The 17746-nt window shown below is 73.7% G+C and carries 15 protein-coding genes; 10 read left to right on the top strand and 5 right to left on the bottom strand.

Annotated elements, in window-relative coordinates; all coding sequences use genetic code 11:
* Nucleotides 1-68 precede the first annotated feature (68 nt).
* From ACZ402_RS02605 to ACZ402_RS02620, 4 genes are all read left to right on the top strand, one after another.
* The gene (locus ACZ402_RS02605) at nt 69-2645 is read left to right on the top strand and encodes an immunoglobulin-like domain-containing protein (protein WP_375822356.1); all 2577 of its coding nucleotides are present in this window, start codon (nt 69-71) and stop codon (nt 2643-2645) included.
* A 212-nt stretch (nt 2646-2857) separates the two neighbouring features.
* A complete protein-coding gene (locus ACZ402_RS02610; protein ID WP_375822355.1) occupies nt 2858-5107 on the top strand; it encodes a glycoside hydrolase family 127 protein in 2250 nt (749 codons plus the stop codon).
* The gene (locus ACZ402_RS02615; RefSeq protein ID WP_375822354.1) at nt 5104-7122 is read left to right on the top strand and encodes an Ig-like domain-containing protein; all 2019 of its coding nucleotides are present in this window, start codon (nt 5104-5106) and stop codon (nt 7120-7122) included. Before ACZ402_RS02610 ends, ACZ402_RS02615 begins: the two co-directional genes overlap by 4 nt.
* Before the next feature lie 359 nt (nt 7123-7481).
* On the top strand, nt 7482-8117 hold the full coding sequence (locus tag ACZ402_RS02620; protein ID WP_375822353.1) for a hypothetical protein: 636 nt from the start codon (nt 7482-7484) through the stop codon (nt 8115-8117).
* Between the two features lie 12 nt (nt 8118-8129).
* Here the strand turns inward: ACZ402_RS02620 and ACZ402_RS02625 are convergent, their stop codons facing one another.
* Nucleotides 8130-9443 (bottom strand): MFS transporter, encoded by a 1314-nt coding sequence (locus tag ACZ402_RS02625; protein WP_375822352.1) that lies wholly within the window; start codon nt 9441-9443, stop codon nt 8130-8132.
* Between the two features lie 77 nt (nt 9444-9520).
* Here ACZ402_RS02625 and ACZ402_RS02630 point away from each other — a divergent pair, with 77 nt between their 5' ends.
* Nucleotides 9521-10096, top strand: coding sequence for an ArsR/SmtB family transcription factor (locus ACZ402_RS02630; RefSeq protein WP_375822351.1), 576 nt, complete (start codon nt 9521-9523; stop codon nt 10094-10096).
* 58 nt (nt 10097-10154) lie between these two features.
* On the opposite strand, the gene ACZ402_RS02635 is transcribed toward ACZ402_RS02630, so the two are convergent.
* Both ACZ402_RS02635 and ACZ402_RS02640 read right to left on the bottom strand, forming a co-directional pair.
* The gene (locus tag ACZ402_RS02635) at nt 10155-10859 is read right to left on the bottom strand and encodes a potassium channel family protein (RefSeq protein WP_087472801.1); all 705 of its coding nucleotides are present in this window, start codon (nt 10857-10859) and stop codon (nt 10155-10157) included.
* Nucleotides 10860-11025: 166 nt separating this feature from the next.
* A complete protein-coding gene (locus ACZ402_RS02640; RefSeq protein WP_375822350.1) occupies nt 11026-12402 on the bottom strand; it encodes a TrkH family potassium uptake protein in 1377 nt (458 codons plus the stop codon).
* Between the two features lie 166 nt (nt 12403-12568).
* Between ACZ402_RS02640 and ACZ402_RS02645 the strand changes: the two genes are divergently transcribed.
* Both ACZ402_RS02645 and ACZ402_RS02650 read left to right on the top strand, forming a co-directional pair.
* Nucleotides 12569-13810 (top strand): acetoin utilization protein AcuC, encoded by a 1242-nt coding sequence (locus ACZ402_RS02645; RefSeq protein WP_375822349.1) that lies wholly within the window; start codon nt 12569-12571, stop codon nt 13808-13810.
* A gap of 223 nt (nt 13811-14033) precedes the next feature.
* Nucleotides 14034-14132, top strand: coding sequence for a 30S ribosomal protein bS22 (locus tag ACZ402_RS02650; protein ID WP_003792170.1), 99 nt, complete (start codon nt 14034-14036; stop codon nt 14130-14132).
* Nucleotides 14133-14334: 202 nt separating this feature from the next.
* Here the strand turns inward: ACZ402_RS02650 and ACZ402_RS02655 are convergent, their stop codons facing one another.
* Complete coding sequence (locus ACZ402_RS02655) at nt 14335-15216, bottom strand: HAD family hydrolase (protein WP_375822348.1); 882 nt, start codon at nt 15214-15216, stop codon at nt 14335-14337.
* 60 nt (nt 15217-15276) lie between these two features.
* Between ACZ402_RS02655 and ACZ402_RS02660 the strand changes: the two genes are divergently transcribed.
* Complete coding sequence (locus tag ACZ402_RS02660) at nt 15277-15570, top strand: glutaredoxin family protein (RefSeq protein WP_375822347.1); 294 nt, start codon at nt 15277-15279, stop codon at nt 15568-15570.
* A 58-nt stretch (nt 15571-15628) separates the two neighbouring features.
* A complete protein-coding gene (locus ACZ402_RS02665) occupies nt 15629-16303 on the top strand; it encodes a redox-sensing transcriptional repressor Rex (protein WP_253055047.1) in 675 nt (224 codons plus the stop codon).
* A gap of 124 nt (nt 16304-16427) precedes the next feature.
* Here ACZ402_RS02665 and ACZ402_RS02670 read toward each other — a convergent pair whose 3' ends face one another.
* Nucleotides 16428-16979, bottom strand: a complete 552-nt coding sequence (locus ACZ402_RS02670) for a YceI family protein (RefSeq protein ID WP_253055048.1) — start codon at nt 16977-16979, stop codon at nt 16428-16430.
* 172 nt (nt 16980-17151) lie between these two features.
* On the opposite strand from ACZ402_RS02670, the gene ACZ402_RS02675 reads away from it, so the two are divergent.
* A complete protein-coding gene (locus ACZ402_RS02675; protein ID WP_375822346.1) occupies nt 17152-17682 on the top strand; it encodes a MarR family winged helix-turn-helix transcriptional regulator in 531 nt (176 codons plus the stop codon).
* Nucleotides 17683-17746: the final 64 nt, after the last annotated feature.

A 17746-nucleotide genomic window follows, 5' to 3' on the forward strand; every position in this document is an offset into this window, starting at 1 on the left:
GAGCTCTACCTCGCGACCGCGGGCTCTACCTCGCGGCACGACCTGCATCTCGACGAGGAGAGGACGACATGATTTCCGCACACCGAGGACGCTCGGCGCTCGCCGCCGGGCTGGTGGGGGCGCTCGCCGTCTCCACGCTCGCCACCGCGGTCGCCGCACCGGCGGCCGCAGACGTCGGCGGGCCCACCGACGACGGGCTCGTCGCCTGGTACCCGCTCGACGCCGCGAGCACGACCGGCGGCACGACGGCGAACCTCGCCGAGGGCTCGGCGTTCGGCCCGGCCACGGTGGTGGGCGGCACGACGACGGCCGACGGCACGACGCTCGACGGGACCGACGACTACGTCGACCTGCCCGACCACCTGCTCGCGGGCCTCACGGACGCCACCGTGAGCCTCGACGTGCTCGTGAGCCAGGACCAGGGCACGCCGTACTTCGTCTACGGGCTCGGCAACACGAGCGGGTCGAACGGCAACGGCTACCTGTTCACGACCGGCAACGCCTACCGGACCTCGATCGCCACCGGGAGCTGGACCACCGAGCAGACGGTGACCAAGGGTTCCAACCTGCAGCGCGGCGTCTGGAAGACCCTCACGTACACGCTCACCGGCACGACCGCGACGCTCTACGAGGACGGCGTGCAGGTCAAGCAGGCCACGAACGTCACGACCGACCCCGGCCAGATCGGGGGCGGGCAGACGACCGCGAACTACGTGGGCCGCTCGCTCTACTCCGGCGACCGGTACCTCAAGGGCCAGGTCCGCGACTTCCGCCTCTACGACCGCGCGCTCACGGCGGCCGAGGCGGGCGAGCTCGCGGCGGAGACCTCGACGGCGGCCGCCGACGCCGACCTCGCCGCGCTCGACCTCGGCGACACGAGCGCCGTCACCGCGGACCTCGTGCTGCCCACGACGGGCGCGCAGGGCTCGCTCGTCACGTGGACGTCGTCGGACGCGGGCGTCGTCAGCGCCACGGGCAAGGTCACCCGGCCCGCCGCCGGCGAGGACGACGCGACCGTGACGCTCACCGCCCTCGTCACGCGCGGCGCCGTCGCGCGCACCGCCCAGTTCGAGGTCACCGTCCTCGCGCACCTCGCGCCGGCCGAGGCCGTCGCGTGGGACGCGAGCCACGTCGTCGTGCCGCACCTCGACGACGTGCGCGGCAACCTCACGCTGCCCGCCGAGGGCGCGAACGGCTCGATTCTCACCTGGGCAAGCTCCGACCCCGCGACCGTCTCGGCCACGGGCGAGGTGACGCGGCCCGCCCACGGCGAGCCGGCCGCCGTCGTGCGGCTCACCGCGACCGCCACCAAGGAGGGCGCGACGGCGACGCACACCTACGACGCCACGGTCCGTCCGCTGCCCGACGAGGCCGACTACGAGGGCTACTTCTTCCCCTACTTCGAGGGCGAGAGCACCGCGGACGGCGAGTCGGTCTACTTCAGCGCGAGCAACGGGAACGACCCGCTGGACTGGGTCGAGCTGAACGACGGCGAGCCGGTGCTCACGTCGACGCTCGGCGAGAAGGGCCTGCGCGACCCGTTCATCATCCGCTCGCCCGAGGGCGACCGGTTCTTCCTCCTCGCGACCGACCTGCGCATCTACGGCGGCAACAACTTCGGCAACGCGCAGGAGCGCGGGTCGCGCGCCCTGATGATCTGGGAGTCGACCGACCTGGTGCACTGGTCCGACCAGCGCATGGTCACGGTGTCGAGCGCCTACGCGGGCAACACCTGGGCGCCCGAGGCGTTCTGGGACGCGCAGCGCGGCGAGTACATCGTCTACTGGGCCTCGGCGCTCTACCCGACGACGTCGACCGACGGCCGCCGCATCGCCGACTCCTACCAGCGCATGATGTACGCCACGACGCGCGACTTCGTGACGTTCTCCGAGCCGCAGGTGTGGATCGACGAGAAGCGCGGCAACGGCCTCGGGATGATCGACTCGTCGATCGTCGAGCACGACGGCACGTACTACCGGTTCACCAAGGACGAGGCGTACATGATCCCGCGCCTCGAGAGGTCGACCGACCTGCGCTCGACCGACTGGGACCTGGTCGCGGAGAAGATCGGCTACGGCCAGCCCAACCCGTGGGGCGGCACGCTCACCGCGGGCGAGGGGCCGACCGTGTTCAAGTCGAACACCGAGGAGAAGTGGTACCTCTTCGTCGACCAGCCGAGCTACCACGGCGGCCAGGGGTACCTGCCGCTCGAGTCGACCGACCTCGACTCGGGCGTGTGGACGTCGGTCGACGCGCACCTGCCGAGCAGCCCGCGCCACGGCACGGTGCTGCCGATCACGGCCGCCGAGCACGCCGCGCTGCTCGCTGCCTACGGCGAGCAGCCCCCGGCGCCCGAGCTCGACCTCGCGGTCGAGGCGACGTCGCGCTGCCTCGCCGGCAAGGCGTACGTCGCGGTCCGCGCGACCAACGGCGAGGACGTCCCCGTCACCGTGACGCTCGCGACGCCGTACGGCGAGAAGACCGTCGCCGACGTCGCGCCGGGCAAGAACGCGTACCAGTCGTTCGCGGCGCGCGCGACGACGGTCCCGGCCGGGACCGTCACGGTGACCGGCGTCGCGACCCTCGACGGGGAGGAGGTGACGACCACGCGCGAGGCGCAGGTCGACGCGCTCGACTGCGCCTGACACCCGCGAGGTCGCACCGCGCCGAGGCAGAGGCGAGGTACCGCGAGGGAGAGGCGTGGTCACGACCACGCCTCTCCCTCGACGGACCAGAGCTCTCCCTCGGCGACGCGGCGGCCGGGCGGAACCAGCACGAGCGTCGGACGCGGGGCTTCCCTCCTTGCCGCCGACGACGCTTCCACCACTCGACGACGAGTGAGAAGGAGCGACAGCTCATGCACGTGCACGACTCCAGCTATTCGCGGCGGGCCGTCCTGCGGCTCGGGGCGCTGGCCGCCGGGGCGACCGGCGCCGTCGCGCTCGCGGGCGGCGGCAGCGCGCTCGCCGCGCCGCCGGTCCCGGCACTGACGGTCCCGAGCGGACCGCCCGTCAGCCGGGCCTTCCTGCGGTCCCTCGACCGCTCGGTGACCCTCGACGGCTGGGCCGCCGAGCCGTTCCCGATGTCCGACGTGACGCTCGCCCCGAGCGTCGCGACGCGCTCGCAGGACCAGATCCTGCACCTCGCGCGCGAGTACCCCGTGGATCGCGTCCTCGCGGTGTTCCGGCGCAACGCCGGGCTCGACACGTTGGGCGCGTCCGCGCCCGGCGGCTGGGAGGGCTTCGGCCACGCCAACGAGCAGCCGTGGGGCCCGGACGACTACCCGGGCCGCGCGAACACCCAGACCGCCAACCTCCTGCGCGGGCACTACGGCGGGCACTTCCTGTCCATGGTGTCCCTCGCGTACGCGAGCACGGGCGAGACGGTGTTCCGCGACAAGGTGGACCAGATCGTCGAAGGGCTCGGCGAGGTCCAGACGGCGCTCGCGGCCATGGGGCGGTTCAGCCACCCCGGGTTCCTCGCCGCCTACGGCGAGTGGCAGTTCAGCCAGCTCGAGAAGTACGCGCCGTACGGCGAGATCTGGGCGCCGTACTACACGTGCCACAAGATCATGGCCGGTCTGCTCGAGGCCTACCGCCTCGCGGGCAACGACCAGGCGCTCGAGCTCGCGTCCTCGATGGCGGCGTGGGTGCACAGCCGCCTGTCGGTGCTGCCGCAGGCGCAGCTCGACCGGATGTGGGGCATCTACATCGCGGGCGAGTACGGCGGCATGAACGAGGTGCTGGCCGACATCGCGTCGATCACGGGCGACGACACGTACGTCGCGACGGCGAGGCTGTTCGACCTCAACACGCTCGTGGACGCGAGCGCCGCGGGCACGGACACGCTCAACGGCAAGCACGCGAACCAGCACATCCCGCAGTTCCCGGGGTACCTCAAGGTCTACGACCTCACGGGCGAGGAGCGATACCTCCGGGCCGTCGAGGGCTTCTGGGGCATGGTCGTGCCCGGGCGCACGTACGCGCACGGCGGTCACGGCGAGGGCGAGCTGTTCGGTCCGCCGAACACGGTCGCGGGCGACATCGGCGCGCGCAACGCGGAGACGTGCGGCACGTACAACATGCTCAAGCTCTCGCGGCTGCTGTACTTCCACTCGCTCGACCCGAAGTACATGGAGTTCTACGAGCGCGGGCTGCTCAACCACATCGTCGGCTCGAAGAAGAACACGCAGTCCACGACGAGCCCCGACGTCACGTACATGTACGGCGTCAACCCGGGCACGCGCCGCGAGTACGGCAACACGGGCACGTGCTGCGGCGGTACGGGGCTCGAGAACCACGTGAAGTACCGCGACTCGGTCTACTTCCGGTCCGTCGACGGCGAGGTGCTGTACGTCAACCTCTACCTCGCGTCCACCCTGACGTGGGAGGAGAAGGGCTTCGAGGTCGTCCAGGAGACGCAGTACCCGAAGGTCGGCGCGACCCGCCTCACGGTGAACGGCTCCGGGCAGCTCGACCTGCGCCTGCGCGTGCCCGGCTGGGTGCGCAAGGGCTTCACGGTGACGGTCAACGGCGTGGAGCAGGAGCTCGACGCCGTGCCGGGGACGTACGTGAGCGTGTCGCGCTCGTGGTCGCCCGGCGACGTCGTCGAGGTGTCGATGCCGCTGAGCATCCGCGCCGTGCCGACGATCGACAACCCCGCGATCCAGAGCATCGAGAACGGGCCGACGGTCCTGCTCGCGCGCAGCGCGTCGCGCGAGTACCTCAAGCTGTCGCTCTACGCCCACATGGGTCTGGACGGCACGCTCGAGGGCGCGTTCACGGACGTCGGGAACGGGTACTTCCGCCTCGGGGACCTCGCGTTCGAGCCGGCGTGGTCGGGCGACGACACGCAGTACCACATGTACGTCGAGCGCTCCGAGCCGCGCGTCGTCTTCGCGGGGCTCGACAGCGGCGTCGCCAACGCCGCGCGGCCCAACGGGACGACGTTCCTCGACGTCGTGTGGGGCGACGGCGGGTTCGCCGACCGCGCCGCCTTCCTCCAGAAGGTCCAGCGCACGGTCGAGCAGTTCACCGCGGACGGCCTCCTGAGCCGCCGCGACGGTCAGAAGGTCCTGGTCACGGCAGGGAAGGCGAGGCTGGCATGAGCGCGCGCACCAACTCATCGCGGGGCGCGGGCTCGACCGTGCTCATCCCGCTCGGGGAGCAGCCGGGGGCACCGCGGGCCCGACGGCGCGTGGTCGCCACCGCGACCGTCCTCGCCCTGGCCCTCACGGGCGCGGGCGTCGGGGCGTGGGCCACGACCTCGGGCACCGGGGACGAGGTCCTGGCGGCGGCCGACGAGGCGCCGTCGAACGTGGCGCTGCTCGGCACGCCCGAGGCGAGCTACACGGCGTCGTGGAACAAGGTCGCGGCCGTGAACGACGGCGCGGGCGTGAGCACCGGGGGAGCGCACGACGCGACCTGGGCGACGTGGAGCGGGGACCGGCCCGCGACGCAGTGGCTCGAGTACTCGTGGCCCGCACCGGTCACCGTGGACCGGTCCGTCGTCCGGTTCTGGTCCGACGGCACGGACGCGAACGGCGACAACGTGCGGGTCCCGGCGTCGTGGAAGCTCCAGTACTGGGACGCGGACGCCGGCGCGTTCGTCGACGTCCCGAACCCGAGCGGCTACCCGACCGAGCGACTCACGACCAACGAGACGACCTTCGACGCGGTGACGACGACGCGCCTGCGCGCGACGTTCGACGCGCTGCGGGGCGCCACGGCGACGACGTACTCGGGCGTCGGGGTGTCGGAGTGGGAGGTCTGGGGCACGGGCGGCGTCGAGGAGCCGGAGCCGGTCGACCCGAACGGGCCGATCGACTACTCGCCGGTCCACATCCCGACCGACCTCGGCGTCCTGCCCGACCTGCCAGCCGAGATCGACGCGATCTTCACCGACGGCCGTGTCGAGACGGTCCCCGTGGACTGGGAGGACGTGACGGCCGACGACGTCGCCGCCGCGGGGGCGTTCGAGGTCACCGGGACGTCGGCCGAGCTCGTCGAGCCGGTGAGCGGCACGGTGCACGTGCGCGACGGCGCGCCGGGGGACGTCACCGCGGTGGACAACGTGAGCGTCGTGACGCTCGCGGGCACCGCCCCGGCGCTCCCCGCGACCGTCACGGCCGAGTACGAGGACGCGTCCAAGGACAGCCGCATCCCGGTGACGTGGGACGCCGTGGACCCGGCCGACTACGCCGAGCCCGACGGGCTGTTCTTCGTCGGCGGGGACGTCGAGGGGACGGACGTGCGGGCCGAGGCCGTCGTGTTCGTCGTCGCGCCGGACACCGGCGAGGACACGACGCCGCCCACGGTGACCGTCACGGCCCAGCCGGGCGCGGCGACGTCGGGCTGGTACGTCCAGCACCCGACCGTCACGGTCGTGGCGTCCGACAACCGCGACCCGGCCCCGGCGGTCGAGGTCTCGGTCGACGGCGGCGTGTGGGCCCCCTACGACGGCCCGTTCGCGGTCGACGAGGACGGCGTGCGCACCGTGGACGTGCGCGCGACCGACGCGGCGGGCAACGTCGGCACGGGCTCGCGCGAGCTCCGCGTCGACACGGTCGCGCCGGTGACGGTCGCGACGCTGCGCGAGGTCGGCAGCAGCGTCGAGATCACGCTCGCGGCGACCGACACGGGCTCGGGCGTGGACAAGGTGCAGTGGGAGGGTCCCGGCACGTTCTGGGGCACGTACACCGAGCCGTTCACGCGCGCGCTCACCGACGAGCCGCAGGTGATCGAGTTCGCCGCGACAGACGCGGCGGGCAACGAGGAGACGCGCCAGCAGGTCGTGCTGCCCGCGCTGGGCAGCGAGCCGGGGCTGGACCTCGCGGTCGAGGTGGCGCCCCGGTGCCTCGCGGGCAAGGCGTACGTCGCCGTGCGCGTCACGAACGGCGAGGACGTCCCGGTGTCGGTGTCGCTCTCGACGCCGTACGGCGAGAAGGCGTTCGCGGACGTGGCGCCGGGCAAGAACGCCTACCAGTCGTTCGCGACGCGCGCGACGTCGGCCCCGGCCGGCACCGCGACCGTCACGGGGACCGCCACGGTCGACGGCTCCGACGGCCCCGAGGAGGTGACCGCCACGGTCGACGCGCCGTTCGACGCGCTCGACTGCGGCTGACCCGTCGCCCCACATCGCCGAGGGAGAGCCCTGGTCCCGCGAGGGAGAGCCCCGGTACCGCGAGGTAGAGGCGTGGTCGTGACCACGCCTCTACCTCGCCACGGTGGGTGACCACAGACCCCCGGGCGGTGTGCCGGCACCGCCCGGGTCCGGCTCGGCCCCCGTCGCTCCTCGGAGCGGCGGGGGCCGAGCTTCGTGCTGCCGAGGGCGTCCGGCCGGCGGCGAGCGGGTGAACAACCTGGACGGATGTTCAGTTCATGCGTCCAAGATGGCAAGATGATCGCGGCTGGACGATCGTCCAGCCGGGTTCGGGGGGACCCAGCGGCGCCCACCCCGGGCCGGACGAAGAGGTTCATCGCGTGACGACCACCCGCAGGCTGCTCGCCGCCCTCGTGATCGCCGGCTCCCTCGTCGTCCCCGCCGGCGCCGCCTCGGCCGCCGCGCTCACCGCCGCCGTCCCCGACCCTGCCGACGGCGTGCGCGTGAGCGTCGAGATCACCGAGCGCGAGGTCCCCGCGGGGCCGCGCGTCGTCGTCGTGGGCGACGGCCCGTTCGTCGTCGGCGGCGAGCTCGTGGTCCGCGGGACCGGTCTCGCGCCGCACACCACGTACGAGGTCTGGCTCGAGAGCGAGCCCGTGCTGCTCGGCACGGTCACGACCGACGCCGACGGCGCGTTCGAGCTCGTGACGACGATCCCCGCCGGGACGGCGCCGGGCGAGCACCACGTCCGCCTCACCGCGCCCGGTGTGGGCGCCGACGTCCTGTCCGAGCCGTTCGTCGTCCTGGCGGCGTCGGGCGAGCCCCACGAGCCCGGCGGCACGCCCTCCACCGGCACGGGCGGCACGACCGGTGGCGGGACGTCCGCCTCCCCGCGCCCGGGCGGCCTCGCCACGACCGGCACGGGACTCGTCGGGGTCGCCGTGCTCGCGGGGCTGGCCGTCGCGGCCGGTGCCGCGCTGCGCCGTCGGGCGTACCGGGGCCGGTCCGCCGCCTGACCGCGGCGAGGCTCACTCCTCGGTGGCCACGTCCGCCGCCTGCTCGTCGTCCCGGCGTCCGAGGTCGTCGCGCTCGTCGGCGGCGCGTTCCGCGGCGTCCATCGCGCGGTCGTCGACGACGAGCATGCCCAGCAGCGTCGCCGCCGACACCGCCGCCATGACGACGAACACGCTCCGCAGGCCGAAGAGCTCGCCGAGCAGACCGCCGGCCGCCGCGCCGAGCGGCATCGTCCCCCACGCGACGAGCCGGTAGCAGGAGTTGAGGCGACCGAGCAGCGCGTCGGGCGTGATCCGCTGCCGGAGCGAGACGGTGACGACGTTCCACACGGCGATCCCCGCCCCGCCCACGGCGTAGACGGCGCCGATGACCCACGCGTCCGTCGTCACCGCGGGGACTCCCACCAGCGCGACCGTGCTGAGCACGGTCAGCGCCAGCGAGCGTGCCCGGCCGAGGAGCGCGACGACGCGCTCCGCGACGAACGACCCGGCGAACGCGCCGACGGCGGTCGTCGTGAGCAGGACCCCGTACGCGGGCTCGGACAGCCCCAGGGGCGAGTCGGGGCCGACGGCGTAGAGCACGAAGATCGCGAACGCGGCGTTGCTCGCGAAGTTGATGCCGCCGACCATCAGGGCGAGCGTGCGCAGGATCCGGTCGTGCCACAGGAAGCGCAGGCCCTCGGCGATGTCGGCCCGCAGCGTCGTGCGGGTCGTGCGCTCGGGGCGGTACGAGCCGGGCAGGCCGACGAGCAGCCCGACGGCGAGCGCCCACAGCGCGCCCGGGAGGCCGAACGCCACCGCCGCCCCTGCGGCGACGAGCAGCCCGCCGAGCGGCGGGCCGACGAACTGGTTCGCGGTGAGCTCCGCCGCGTAGAGACGTCCGTTCGCCCGGGGGAGCGCGGTGCGCGGGACGACCTGCGGCAGGATCGACTGCGCGGCGGTGTCGTAGAGCGTCTCGGTGACGCCCACGCCGAACGCCACGACGTAGAGCACGGCGATGCTCCCGGCGTCGGGCACGAGCGCGACGGCGGCGAGCGCGACCACGAGCAGCGCGCGCGCCACGTTGGCGCCGATCATCGCGTGGCGCCGGTCGAGGCGGTCCGCGAGCGCGCCGGCCGGGAGCGCGAAGAGCAGCCACGGCAGCGTGAGGGCGAACGTCAGCCCGGCGACCAGCGCGGGCGAGTCGGTGTAGCGGACCGCGACGAGCGGCAGCGCGACCTTGAGCACGCCGTCGGCGAGGTTGGAGACCGTCGACGCGGTCCAGAGGCGCCGGAACGGCCCGCCCAGGGGCGTGTCGACCGTCCGTCGTCGGCGGGGTGCGAGGGCCATGGCGCCAGCATGGCACAGTGATCGAGAAATCCCAATCGATCGGTGGATCTCGATTCGATCGACGTACGATGGGTGCCATGAGCGCCGAGCCCACGCCGCAGGAGCCAGCAGCGACCGCGGGTGCGACGCCGCCCGGCGTGCCCGGACGGCGTCCGCCCACGGCGCTCGAGGCGAAGGCCCTCGCCCACCCCCTGCGCCAGCGCATCGTCCGGCAGTGCGGCACGCGCGAGATGACCAACAAGGAGCTCGCCGACCACCTCGGCGTCGCCCCCGGCACGGCCCTCCACCACGTCCGGCTCCTCGTCCGCGCCGGACTGCTCGAGCCCGCCGACGTGCGCACCGGTGCCGGGGGAGCGCTCGAACGCCCCTACCGCGCGACCGGTGCTACCTGGTGGCTCGACGACCCCCTGCGCGGGACGGCGCCCGACGTCCGGTTCGGACCCTTCGCCGCCGCGCTCGACGACGCCCTCGCCGCAGGCCCCGACGCCGTCTCGACGGCCGCGACCTTCGGCCTCCACCTCTCCGACGACGACGTCGCCGAGCTCGACCGGCGCATCCTCGCCGTCCTCGACGAGTACGTCGCGACCGACGACCAGCGCCTCGACCGCCCCCTCCACCGCGGGGTGTTCCTCCTGCACCGCCCGCAGCCCTGACCTGGCGCGGACGCGACCGCGCGGGCCGCAGCCCGACCCGACCCGGCGCCGCGGGGGCTCAGGGGCGGGCGGCGAAGCGCTCCAGGAGGTCGGCGTGGCCCGAGACGATGAGGAGGTCGTTGGCGCTGATACGGGTCTCGGGGGTCGCGTAGAGGAAGTCCTCGCCGGGGGACTTCACGCCGATGACGGTGACGCCGTAGCGCTCGCGGACCTTCGACTGCGTGAGCGTGAAGCCCTGGACCTCCTTGGGCGGGCGCATCTTGACGATCGTGAACCCGTCCTCGACCTCGATGTAGTCGAGCAGCTTGCCGGAGACCAGGTGCGCGACGCGCGAGCCGGCGTCGGCCTCGGGGAAGACGACGTGGTGCGCGCCGATGCGCTGGAGGATGCGCCCGTGCTCGGCGGAGATGGCCTTGGCCCAGATCTGGGGCGTGCCCATGTCGACGAGGTTGCCCGTGATGAGCACGCTCGCCTCGAGCGACGTCCCGACGCCGACGACGGCCACGGGGAAGTCGCGCGCGCCGAGCTGTTCGAGCGCGACGGGGTTGGACGCGTCGGCCTCGACGAGGGGGAGCTGACCGCTCCACTGGGCGACGAGCTCGGGGTCGCGCTCGACGGCGAGCACGTCCTGGCCGAGGCGGTCGAGCGTCGCCGCGATGGCCGTCCCGAAGCGTCCGAGACCGATGACGAGCACGCCGGCGTCCTTGCGCGGCGCCTTCGCCTCGTCGCGGCGGGAGCGCTCGGCGCGGCCCCGCTCGACGATGCGGCGCGCGACCGGGTCGGCGGGGAGGGCGTCCTTCCCGGTCGCCGCACCCCCGGTGGTGCTCGGGTCGGCGCCGTGGGAGAAGGGGTCGGTCACGGTGGGGCCTTTCGTGGTCGGGAGGGTGGGGGCGGTGCCCGACGGCGCACGGTGCGCCGGGCGGTGTCGCTCACCCGATGATGGGGCGCTCCTCGGGGTAGCGCACGATGCGACGACGGTCGCGCAGCGCGAGCGCCGCGGCGAACGTCATGGTCCCGGTGCGCCCGACGAACATGAGCGCGACGAGCACGTACTTGCCTGCGTCGGGCAGGTCGGGCGTGATGCCGGTGCTGAGGCCAACCGTCGCGAACGCGGAGATGGTCTCGAACAGGATGACGTCGAGCGTCTCGCCGGTGATCTCGAGCAGGAGCAGGCTCGACACGAGGACGGCGGTCGCGCCGACGAACGACACGGCGACTGCGAGGCGGAGCGTGTCGCGCGGGATGCGTCGCCCGAACGCCTCCATGTCCCGGTCCCCCCGCGCCTCGGAGACGATGGCGATGAGCATGACGGCGAGCGTCGTGACCTTGATGCCGCCGGCGGTCGACGCGGAGCCGCCACCCACGAACATGAGGGCGTCGGTGATGAGCCAGCTGGCCTCGTGCATGCCGCCGGTGTCGACGGTCGAGAAGCCGCCGGAGCGGGGCATGACGCCGGCGAACAGCGACGCGAGGAGCTTCTCCCCGAACGCGAGCGGGCCGAGCGTGCGCTGGTTCGTCCACTCGAACGCGGCGAAGAGGACGGTGCCGACGACGACGAGCGCCGCGCTCGTGGTGAGCGTGAGCTTGGTGTGCAGGCTCCACTTCGTCACGCGCTTGCGGTTGCGCATGACGTTGAGGATCACGGGGAACCCGAGCGAGCCGATGAACACGCCGAGGATGATCGGCAGGCACAGCATCCAGTCGCCGACGTACGGCGCGAGCCCGTGCTCGGTCGGGATGAACCCCGCGTTGTTGAACGCGGAGATGCCGTAGAAGATGCCGTGCCACGCAGCCTCGCCGAACGTCTCCTCGAGGACGATGAAGCGGGGCAGCAGGAGCAGCGCGATGAGGAGCTCGAGCGACGTCGAGGTGATGATGACGACCCGCACGAGCGACCCGACCTCGCCGAGCCGCGTCGTCTTCGTCTCGGACGCGGTGAGCAGCTTCTGCGTGAGGCCGATGCGCCGCGACACCGCCATGCCGAGGATCGACGCCAGCGTCATGACGCCGAGGCCACCGATCTTGATGCCGAGCAGGATGACGACCTGCCCGTACGTCGACCAGTACGTGCCCGTCGGGACGACGACCAGACCCGTGACGCACACCGCGGACGTCGCGGTGAACAGGGCGTCGACGAACGGGGCCGCGCGGCCGCTCGCGGTCGCCCAGGGGGCCATGAGGAGCGCGGTGAAGACCGCGATGACGGCGGCGAACACGGTGACGGCGAGGCGTGCGGGCGACTGCCGGGCGAGGCGGTCGACGATCTCCCGCCCCTTGAACAGGCGCCCGGTCATGCTCGTCGGCATGGAGCCTCCCTCACCACTCGCGTCACTCTGCCACGGGCCTGGTGACCCGTCATGTCGCCGTTCCGGCGCCGGGACATCATGCCGCCTCCGGCCCCCGCGCGCCGCACCGGGGTCCGGTGACCGGTCCGTCGGGGCGGGTGCGCGTCGCCGGGCGTTACCGTGAGCCATGCCCACGACCGACCCCACGTCGTCGCCCGCCCCCGCCGGTGCGAGCGCCGCGGCGCCCGGATCCTGCGTCGTGTGGAGCCCCGAGCTCCTCGGGTACGACTTCGGTCCCGGGCACCCCATGTCCCCGGCCCGGCTCGACCTGACGATGGGCCTGGTGCGCGCGCTGGGCCTGCTCGACGGCGACGGGGCGGCTCCAGGTGCGCCCCGCGTCGTCGGACCGGAGCCCGCGAGCGACGACGTGCTCGGCCTCGTGCACGAGCCGGCGTACGTCGCGGCCGTGCGCGCGGCGTCGGAGCACGGGACCCCCGACCCGGCCCGTGGTCTCGGCACCGAGGACGACCCGGTCTTCCCGGGGATGCACGAGGCCGCGGCCCGGATCGTCGCGGGCTCCTACGAGGCGGCGGGGGAGATCGCCGCGGGGCGCGTCGGGCACGCGGTGAACGTCGCGGGAGGCATGCACCACGCGAAGGCCGGCGCGGCGTCGGGCTTCTGCGTCTACAACGACGCGGCCGTCGCGATCCGACGCCTCCTGGACGACGGCGTCGCGCGCGTCGCGTACGTCGACCTCGACGCCCACCACGGCGACGGCGTGGAGGAGGCGTTCTGGGACGACCCGCGCGTCCTCACCGTGTCCGTCCACCAGAGCGGGACGACGCTCTTCCCCGGCACGGGGCACCCGACCGACGTCGGGGGCGCGGGCGCCGAGGGCACGGCGGTCAACGTCGGGCTCCCGCGCCGCACGGACGGCGCGCGCTGGCTGCGGGCGGTCGACGCCGTCGTGCCGCCGGTGCTGCGGGCGTTCCGGCCCGAGGTCCTCGTCACCCAGCACGGGTGCGACGCGCACGGCGAGGACCCGCTCTCCGACCTCGACGTCTCCGTGGACGCCCAGCGGACGGCGCTCGCCCAGGTGCACGACCTCGCGCACGAGCTCACCGGCGGCCGCTGGCTCGCGCTCGGCGGCGGCGGGTACGCGATCGCGCGCGTCGTGCCGCTCGTGTGGACGGCGGTCGTGGGGGAGGTCGTGCACCGGCCGGTGACGGCGGGCGAGCCGCTCCCCGAGGAGTGGCGCGCCCGTGTCGCCGAGGTCGCCGGGTTCGACGCTCCGCTCGCCTTCGGTCCGCCCGTCGACGTGCGGCGCTGGAGCAGCGGCTACGACCCGGACGACGACGTCGATCGCGCCGTCGCGGCCACGCGCCGCGCCGTCTTCCCGCTGCTCGGCCTCGACCCGCACTTCGACTGACGCGGTCGCCCCGCCCCGGTGGCGGTGGCGTCGTGCGAGCCCGCGCGGCGCGCGGCGTACCGGGGCACGAGCGCGAGCAGGTAGTCTAGGGGGCGGATTTCTCTCGTGTTGGTCGGCTCGCGGCGCCCTCGTGGTCGCCGGGGCGCCCCGATCAACCGTGGACCACACGCGGCCGGTCGACCGGTCGCCGACCGACACGCCGCTCGAGCATTGCGAGGACCGTATGGGCTCCGTCATCAAGAAGCGCCGCAAGCGCATGGCCAAGAAGAAGCACCGCAAGCTGCTTCGCAAGACGCGTCACCAGCGTCGCAACAAGAAGTGACGTCGCGCGCGTCCTGACGCGCCGACCCGTCGTCGAGCCCGGCCCCTCCCGAGGGACCGGGCTCGACGCGTCTCCGACGGTCACGCGACCAGGGCTCTACCTCGCGTGACCAGGGCTCTACCTCTGCGGACCAGGGCTCTACCTCGCGTGACGAGGGTCCACCCTGGCGGGGCGAGGGTGCCGGCTCGGGGGGAGCGGGTGGTCAGAGGCGGGCGATGCGGCGGTCGACGGCGCGGCGGACGGAGCGCAGGACGAGCGCGGCGGCCCAGGCGGCCCCGGCCCAGCTCGCGGTGCGGACGCTGCTGCGGGCGACGCGGCGGCGTCGGCCGCGGAACTCGCGGATGGGCCAGCCGACGTCCTGCGCGTGCCTGCGCAGCCGCGCGTCGGGGTTGATGGGGCAGGGGTGGCCGACCGTCTCCATCATCGTGACGTCGTTGAGCGAGTCGCCGTAGGCGTAGGACGCGTCGAGGTCGATGTCCTCGCGCTCGGCGAGGGCGCGCACCCCGGCGGCCTTGGCGCGGCCGTGCATCATGTCGCCCACGAGGCGGCCGGTGTAGAAGCCCTCCTCGTGCTCCGCGACGGTGCCGAGGGCGCCGGTCGTGCCGAGGCGGCGGGCGATGAGCTCGCCGATCTCGACCGGGGTCGCGGAGACGAGCCACACCTGGTGGCCCGCGGCGAGGTGCTCGTCGAGCAGGCGACGCGTGCCGGGGTAGATGCGCAGCGAGAGGACGGTGTCGTAGACCTCCTCGCCGATCGCGGTGACCTCCGCGACGGAGCGACCCGCGATGAGGGCGAGCGCGCGCGACCGGATGCGGTCGATCTGCTGCTTGTTCTCGCCGAACAGGAGGTAGCGCGCCTGGTGCACGGCGAAGCGCACGATGTCGAGCGTCGAGAAGAACTGCCGCTGGTACAGGGCGCGGGCGAGGTGGAACGACGACGCGCCGCGGATGATCGTGTTGTCCACGTCGAAGAACGCGGCGGTGCGGTGCGCGGGGGCCGATGGCGTGCGGCCGGCGTCGGGCGCGTCCTCGGGGGCGGTCGACCCGGGGGTCGGGACGGGGCCCGGACCGGAAGACGTCGCCATGTCCCCACTCTAGGGGGTCTCCCGCCCGGCCCGGGGCCGCGTCCTCGTACCCTGGGAGGCGTGAGCACCTCCGACGCGCCGACCCCTCCCGTCCTCCTCTACGGCCGCGCCGGGTGCCACCTGTGCGACGACGCGCGGGCCGTCGTCGAGGCGGTGTGCGCCGAGGCGGGGGTCGCGTGGGCGGAGGTGGACGTGGACGCGCCGGGCGCGGACCCGGCGCTGCGCGAGCAGTACGGCGAGTACGTGCCGGTCGTGACGGTCGGCGGCGTCCAGCAGGGGTTCTGGCGGGTGGACGCCCGCCGGCTCGCGCGCGCGGTGGGTCGGATTTCGACGGCGCGCGCGGACCTGGGATGATTCCTCCCGGTGGAGCGCGACCGTCGACGAGGACGGTCCCAGGACGACGGGGTGACGGGTGGCTGAGCAGGTAGTCGGTGAGGTGACGGCGCCGGGTATCCCGAGCGCGACGGTGGCGCGGCTCCCGTCCTACCTGCGGGCGCTGCGCGACCTGGTGGCGCGGGGCGTCGCGACGACGTCGTCGGTCGAGCTCGCCGAGCTCTCCGGCGTCGGTCCGGCGCAGCTCCGCAAGGACCTGTCGTTCCTGGGCTCGTTCGGCACGCGCGGCGTGGGCTACGACGTCGACTCGCTCGCGCAGTACATCACCGAGGCGCTGGGGCTCGTGGACGAGCACCGCATCGCGATCGTCGGGATCGGCAACCTGGGGCACGCGCTCGCGAACTACTCGGGGTACGAGCAGCGGGGCTTCCACGTCGCGGCGCTCCTCGACGCGTCGCCGGAGGTCGTGGGCACGCGGGCCGCGGGCCTCGTCGTCGAGCACGTCGACGCGCTGGAGGAGGTCGTGGCGCGGGAGAAGGTGTCGATCGTGGTCCTCGCGACGCCGGCGGCGCACGCGCAGTCCGTCGCGGACCGGGTCGTCGCGGCGGGCGTGCGGGAGATCCTCAACTTCGCGCCGCGCGCGCTCCAGGTGCCCGCGGACGTCGACGTGCGCGGCGTGGACGTCGGCAGCGAGCTGCAGATCCTCGCGTTCCACTCCCAGGCTCGCGCGCTCGCCGAGGCCCAGGACCGCTGAACGACGAGGGGCCGCGTGCTCGCGCACGCGGCCCCTCGGGGCGGCACCCCTGCCGGTGGGTGCAGTGCTCCGGGAAGGGTCCCGAGGAAGGGGGCCCCGGGAAGGGGGTCCCGGGAGTCGGTCGTCAGGCCTGCTTGATGGCCGAGACGTCGAGGGCGATCTTGATCTTGTCGCCCACGAGCACGCCGCCGGTCTCGAGCGCCGCGTTCCAGGTCAGGCCGAACTCCTTGCGGGAGATCTCCGTGGTCGCCTCGAACCCGGCGCGCGCGTTGCCGAACGGGTCGGTCGCGGTGCCCGCGAACTCGGTCTCGAGCTCGACCGGCTTGGTGACGCCGTTGATGGTCAGGTCGCCCGCCACGACGAAGTCGTCGCCGTCGCCGGAGATGCTGGTCGACGCGAAGGTCCACGTCGGCTTGTTCTCGGCGTCCCAGAAGTCCGCGCTGCGCAGGTGGTTGTCGCGGTTCGCGTCGCCCGTGCTCACGGACGCGGCGTCGAGCTCGGCGGTCACGGAGGTCGACTCGAGGTCGTCGCCCACGGTGATGGTGCCGGCCGTGATGGCGAGCGTGCCGCGCACCTTGGAGATGCCGGCGTGGCGGACCGTGAAGGCCGCCTGCGAGTGGGACGAGTCGAGGGCGTAGGTACCAGCGTTGAGCCCGGCGGGCAGCGGCGTGGCCATGGGTGCTCCTGAAGGGGTCGAGGGTCCCGGGGGACCGAACTTGGTTGAAGGTTCAACTTCGTACGAGCGTATCAACCGCAGGGGGTGATCCGTCTATTCCCGGTGAGGTGGAACAATGTTCGGCGAGGTTCCACCCCTGAACCCGCCCCCGTCCGCCAGCGCCCGAGGACCCATGACCAGTAACGACGTCGACCACCAGCTGACGACGACCGCCCGCGGGACCACCGCGGGCGCGAGCGAGGAGCCGCGCTGGCTCGACGCCGAGCAGCAGCGCCTGTGGCGCGCCTACCTCGACGGGACCGTGCGCTTCATCGAGTCGCTGGGGCGCGACCACGAGGAGCGGTCGGACGTGTCGCTCAACGAGTACGAGCTGCTGGTGCGGCTCTCGGAGAGCCCGGACCACACGCTGCGGATGTCCGCCCTCGCCGACGGGCTCGCCCGGTCCCGCAGCCGCGTGACCCACACCGTGGCGCGCATGGAGGCGCGCGGCCTGGTCCGGCGCTCGGCGAGCACGGGCGACCGCCGCGGGGTCAACTGCGAGATGACGACCGAGGGCTACCGCGTCCTCGTGGCGTCGGCGCCCGCGCACGTGGCCGCCGTCCGCCGGTTCATGGTCGACGTGCTCACGCCGGAGCAGTTCCGGGCGCTCGGCGAGGCGATGGCGGCCGTCGCCGAGGCGTGCAAGGCCGACCGCGACTCCTGACCCGGGTCGCTCCGGGAGCCGCCGCCCCGCAGGTGCCGGTCAGGGCCGGGAGTGCGGGACACTG

The organism is Cellulosimicrobium sp. NPDC030954, assembly GCF_055571305.1.

Coding starts and splice junctions, on each gene's coding strand:
- ACZ402_RS02605 (WP_375822356.1), top strand. CDS start 69: ATGATTTCCGCACACCGAGGACGCTCGGCGCTCGCCGCCGGGCTGGTG.
- ACZ402_RS02610 (WP_375822355.1), top strand. CDS start 2,858: ATGCACGTGCACGACTCCAGCTATTCGCGGCGGGCCGTCCTGCGGCTC.
- ACZ402_RS02615 (WP_375822354.1), top strand. CDS start 5,104: ATGAGCGCGCGCACCAACTCATCGCGGGGCGCGGGCTCGACCGTGCTC.
- ACZ402_RS02625 (WP_375822352.1), bottom strand. CDS start 9,443: ATGGCCCTCGCACCCCGCCGACGACGGACGGTCGACACGCCCCTGGGC.
- ACZ402_RS02630 (WP_375822351.1), top strand. CDS start 9,521: ATGAGCGCCGAGCCCACGCCGCAGGAGCCAGCAGCGACCGCGGGTGCG.
- ACZ402_RS02640 (WP_375822350.1), bottom strand. CDS start 12,402: ATGCCGACGAGCATGACCGGGCGCCTGTTCAAGGGGCGGGAGATCGTC.
- ACZ402_RS02645 (WP_375822349.1), top strand. CDS start 12,569: ATGCCCACGACCGACCCCACGTCGTCGCCCGCCCCCGCCGGTGCGAGC.
- ACZ402_RS02650 (WP_003792170.1), top strand. CDS start 14,034: ATGGGCTCCGTCATCAAGAAGCGCCGCAAGCGCATGGCCAAGAAGAAG.
- ACZ402_RS02655 (WP_375822348.1), bottom strand. CDS start 15,216: ATGGCGACGTCTTCCGGTCCGGGCCCCGTCCCGACCCCCGGGTCGACC.
- ACZ402_RS02670 (WP_253055048.1), bottom strand. CDS start 16,979: ATGGCCACGCCGCTGCCCGCCGGGCTCAACGCTGGTACCTACGCCCTC.
- ACZ402_RS02675 (WP_375822346.1), top strand. CDS start 17,152: ATGACCAGTAACGACGTCGACCACCAGCTGACGACGACCGCCCGCGGG.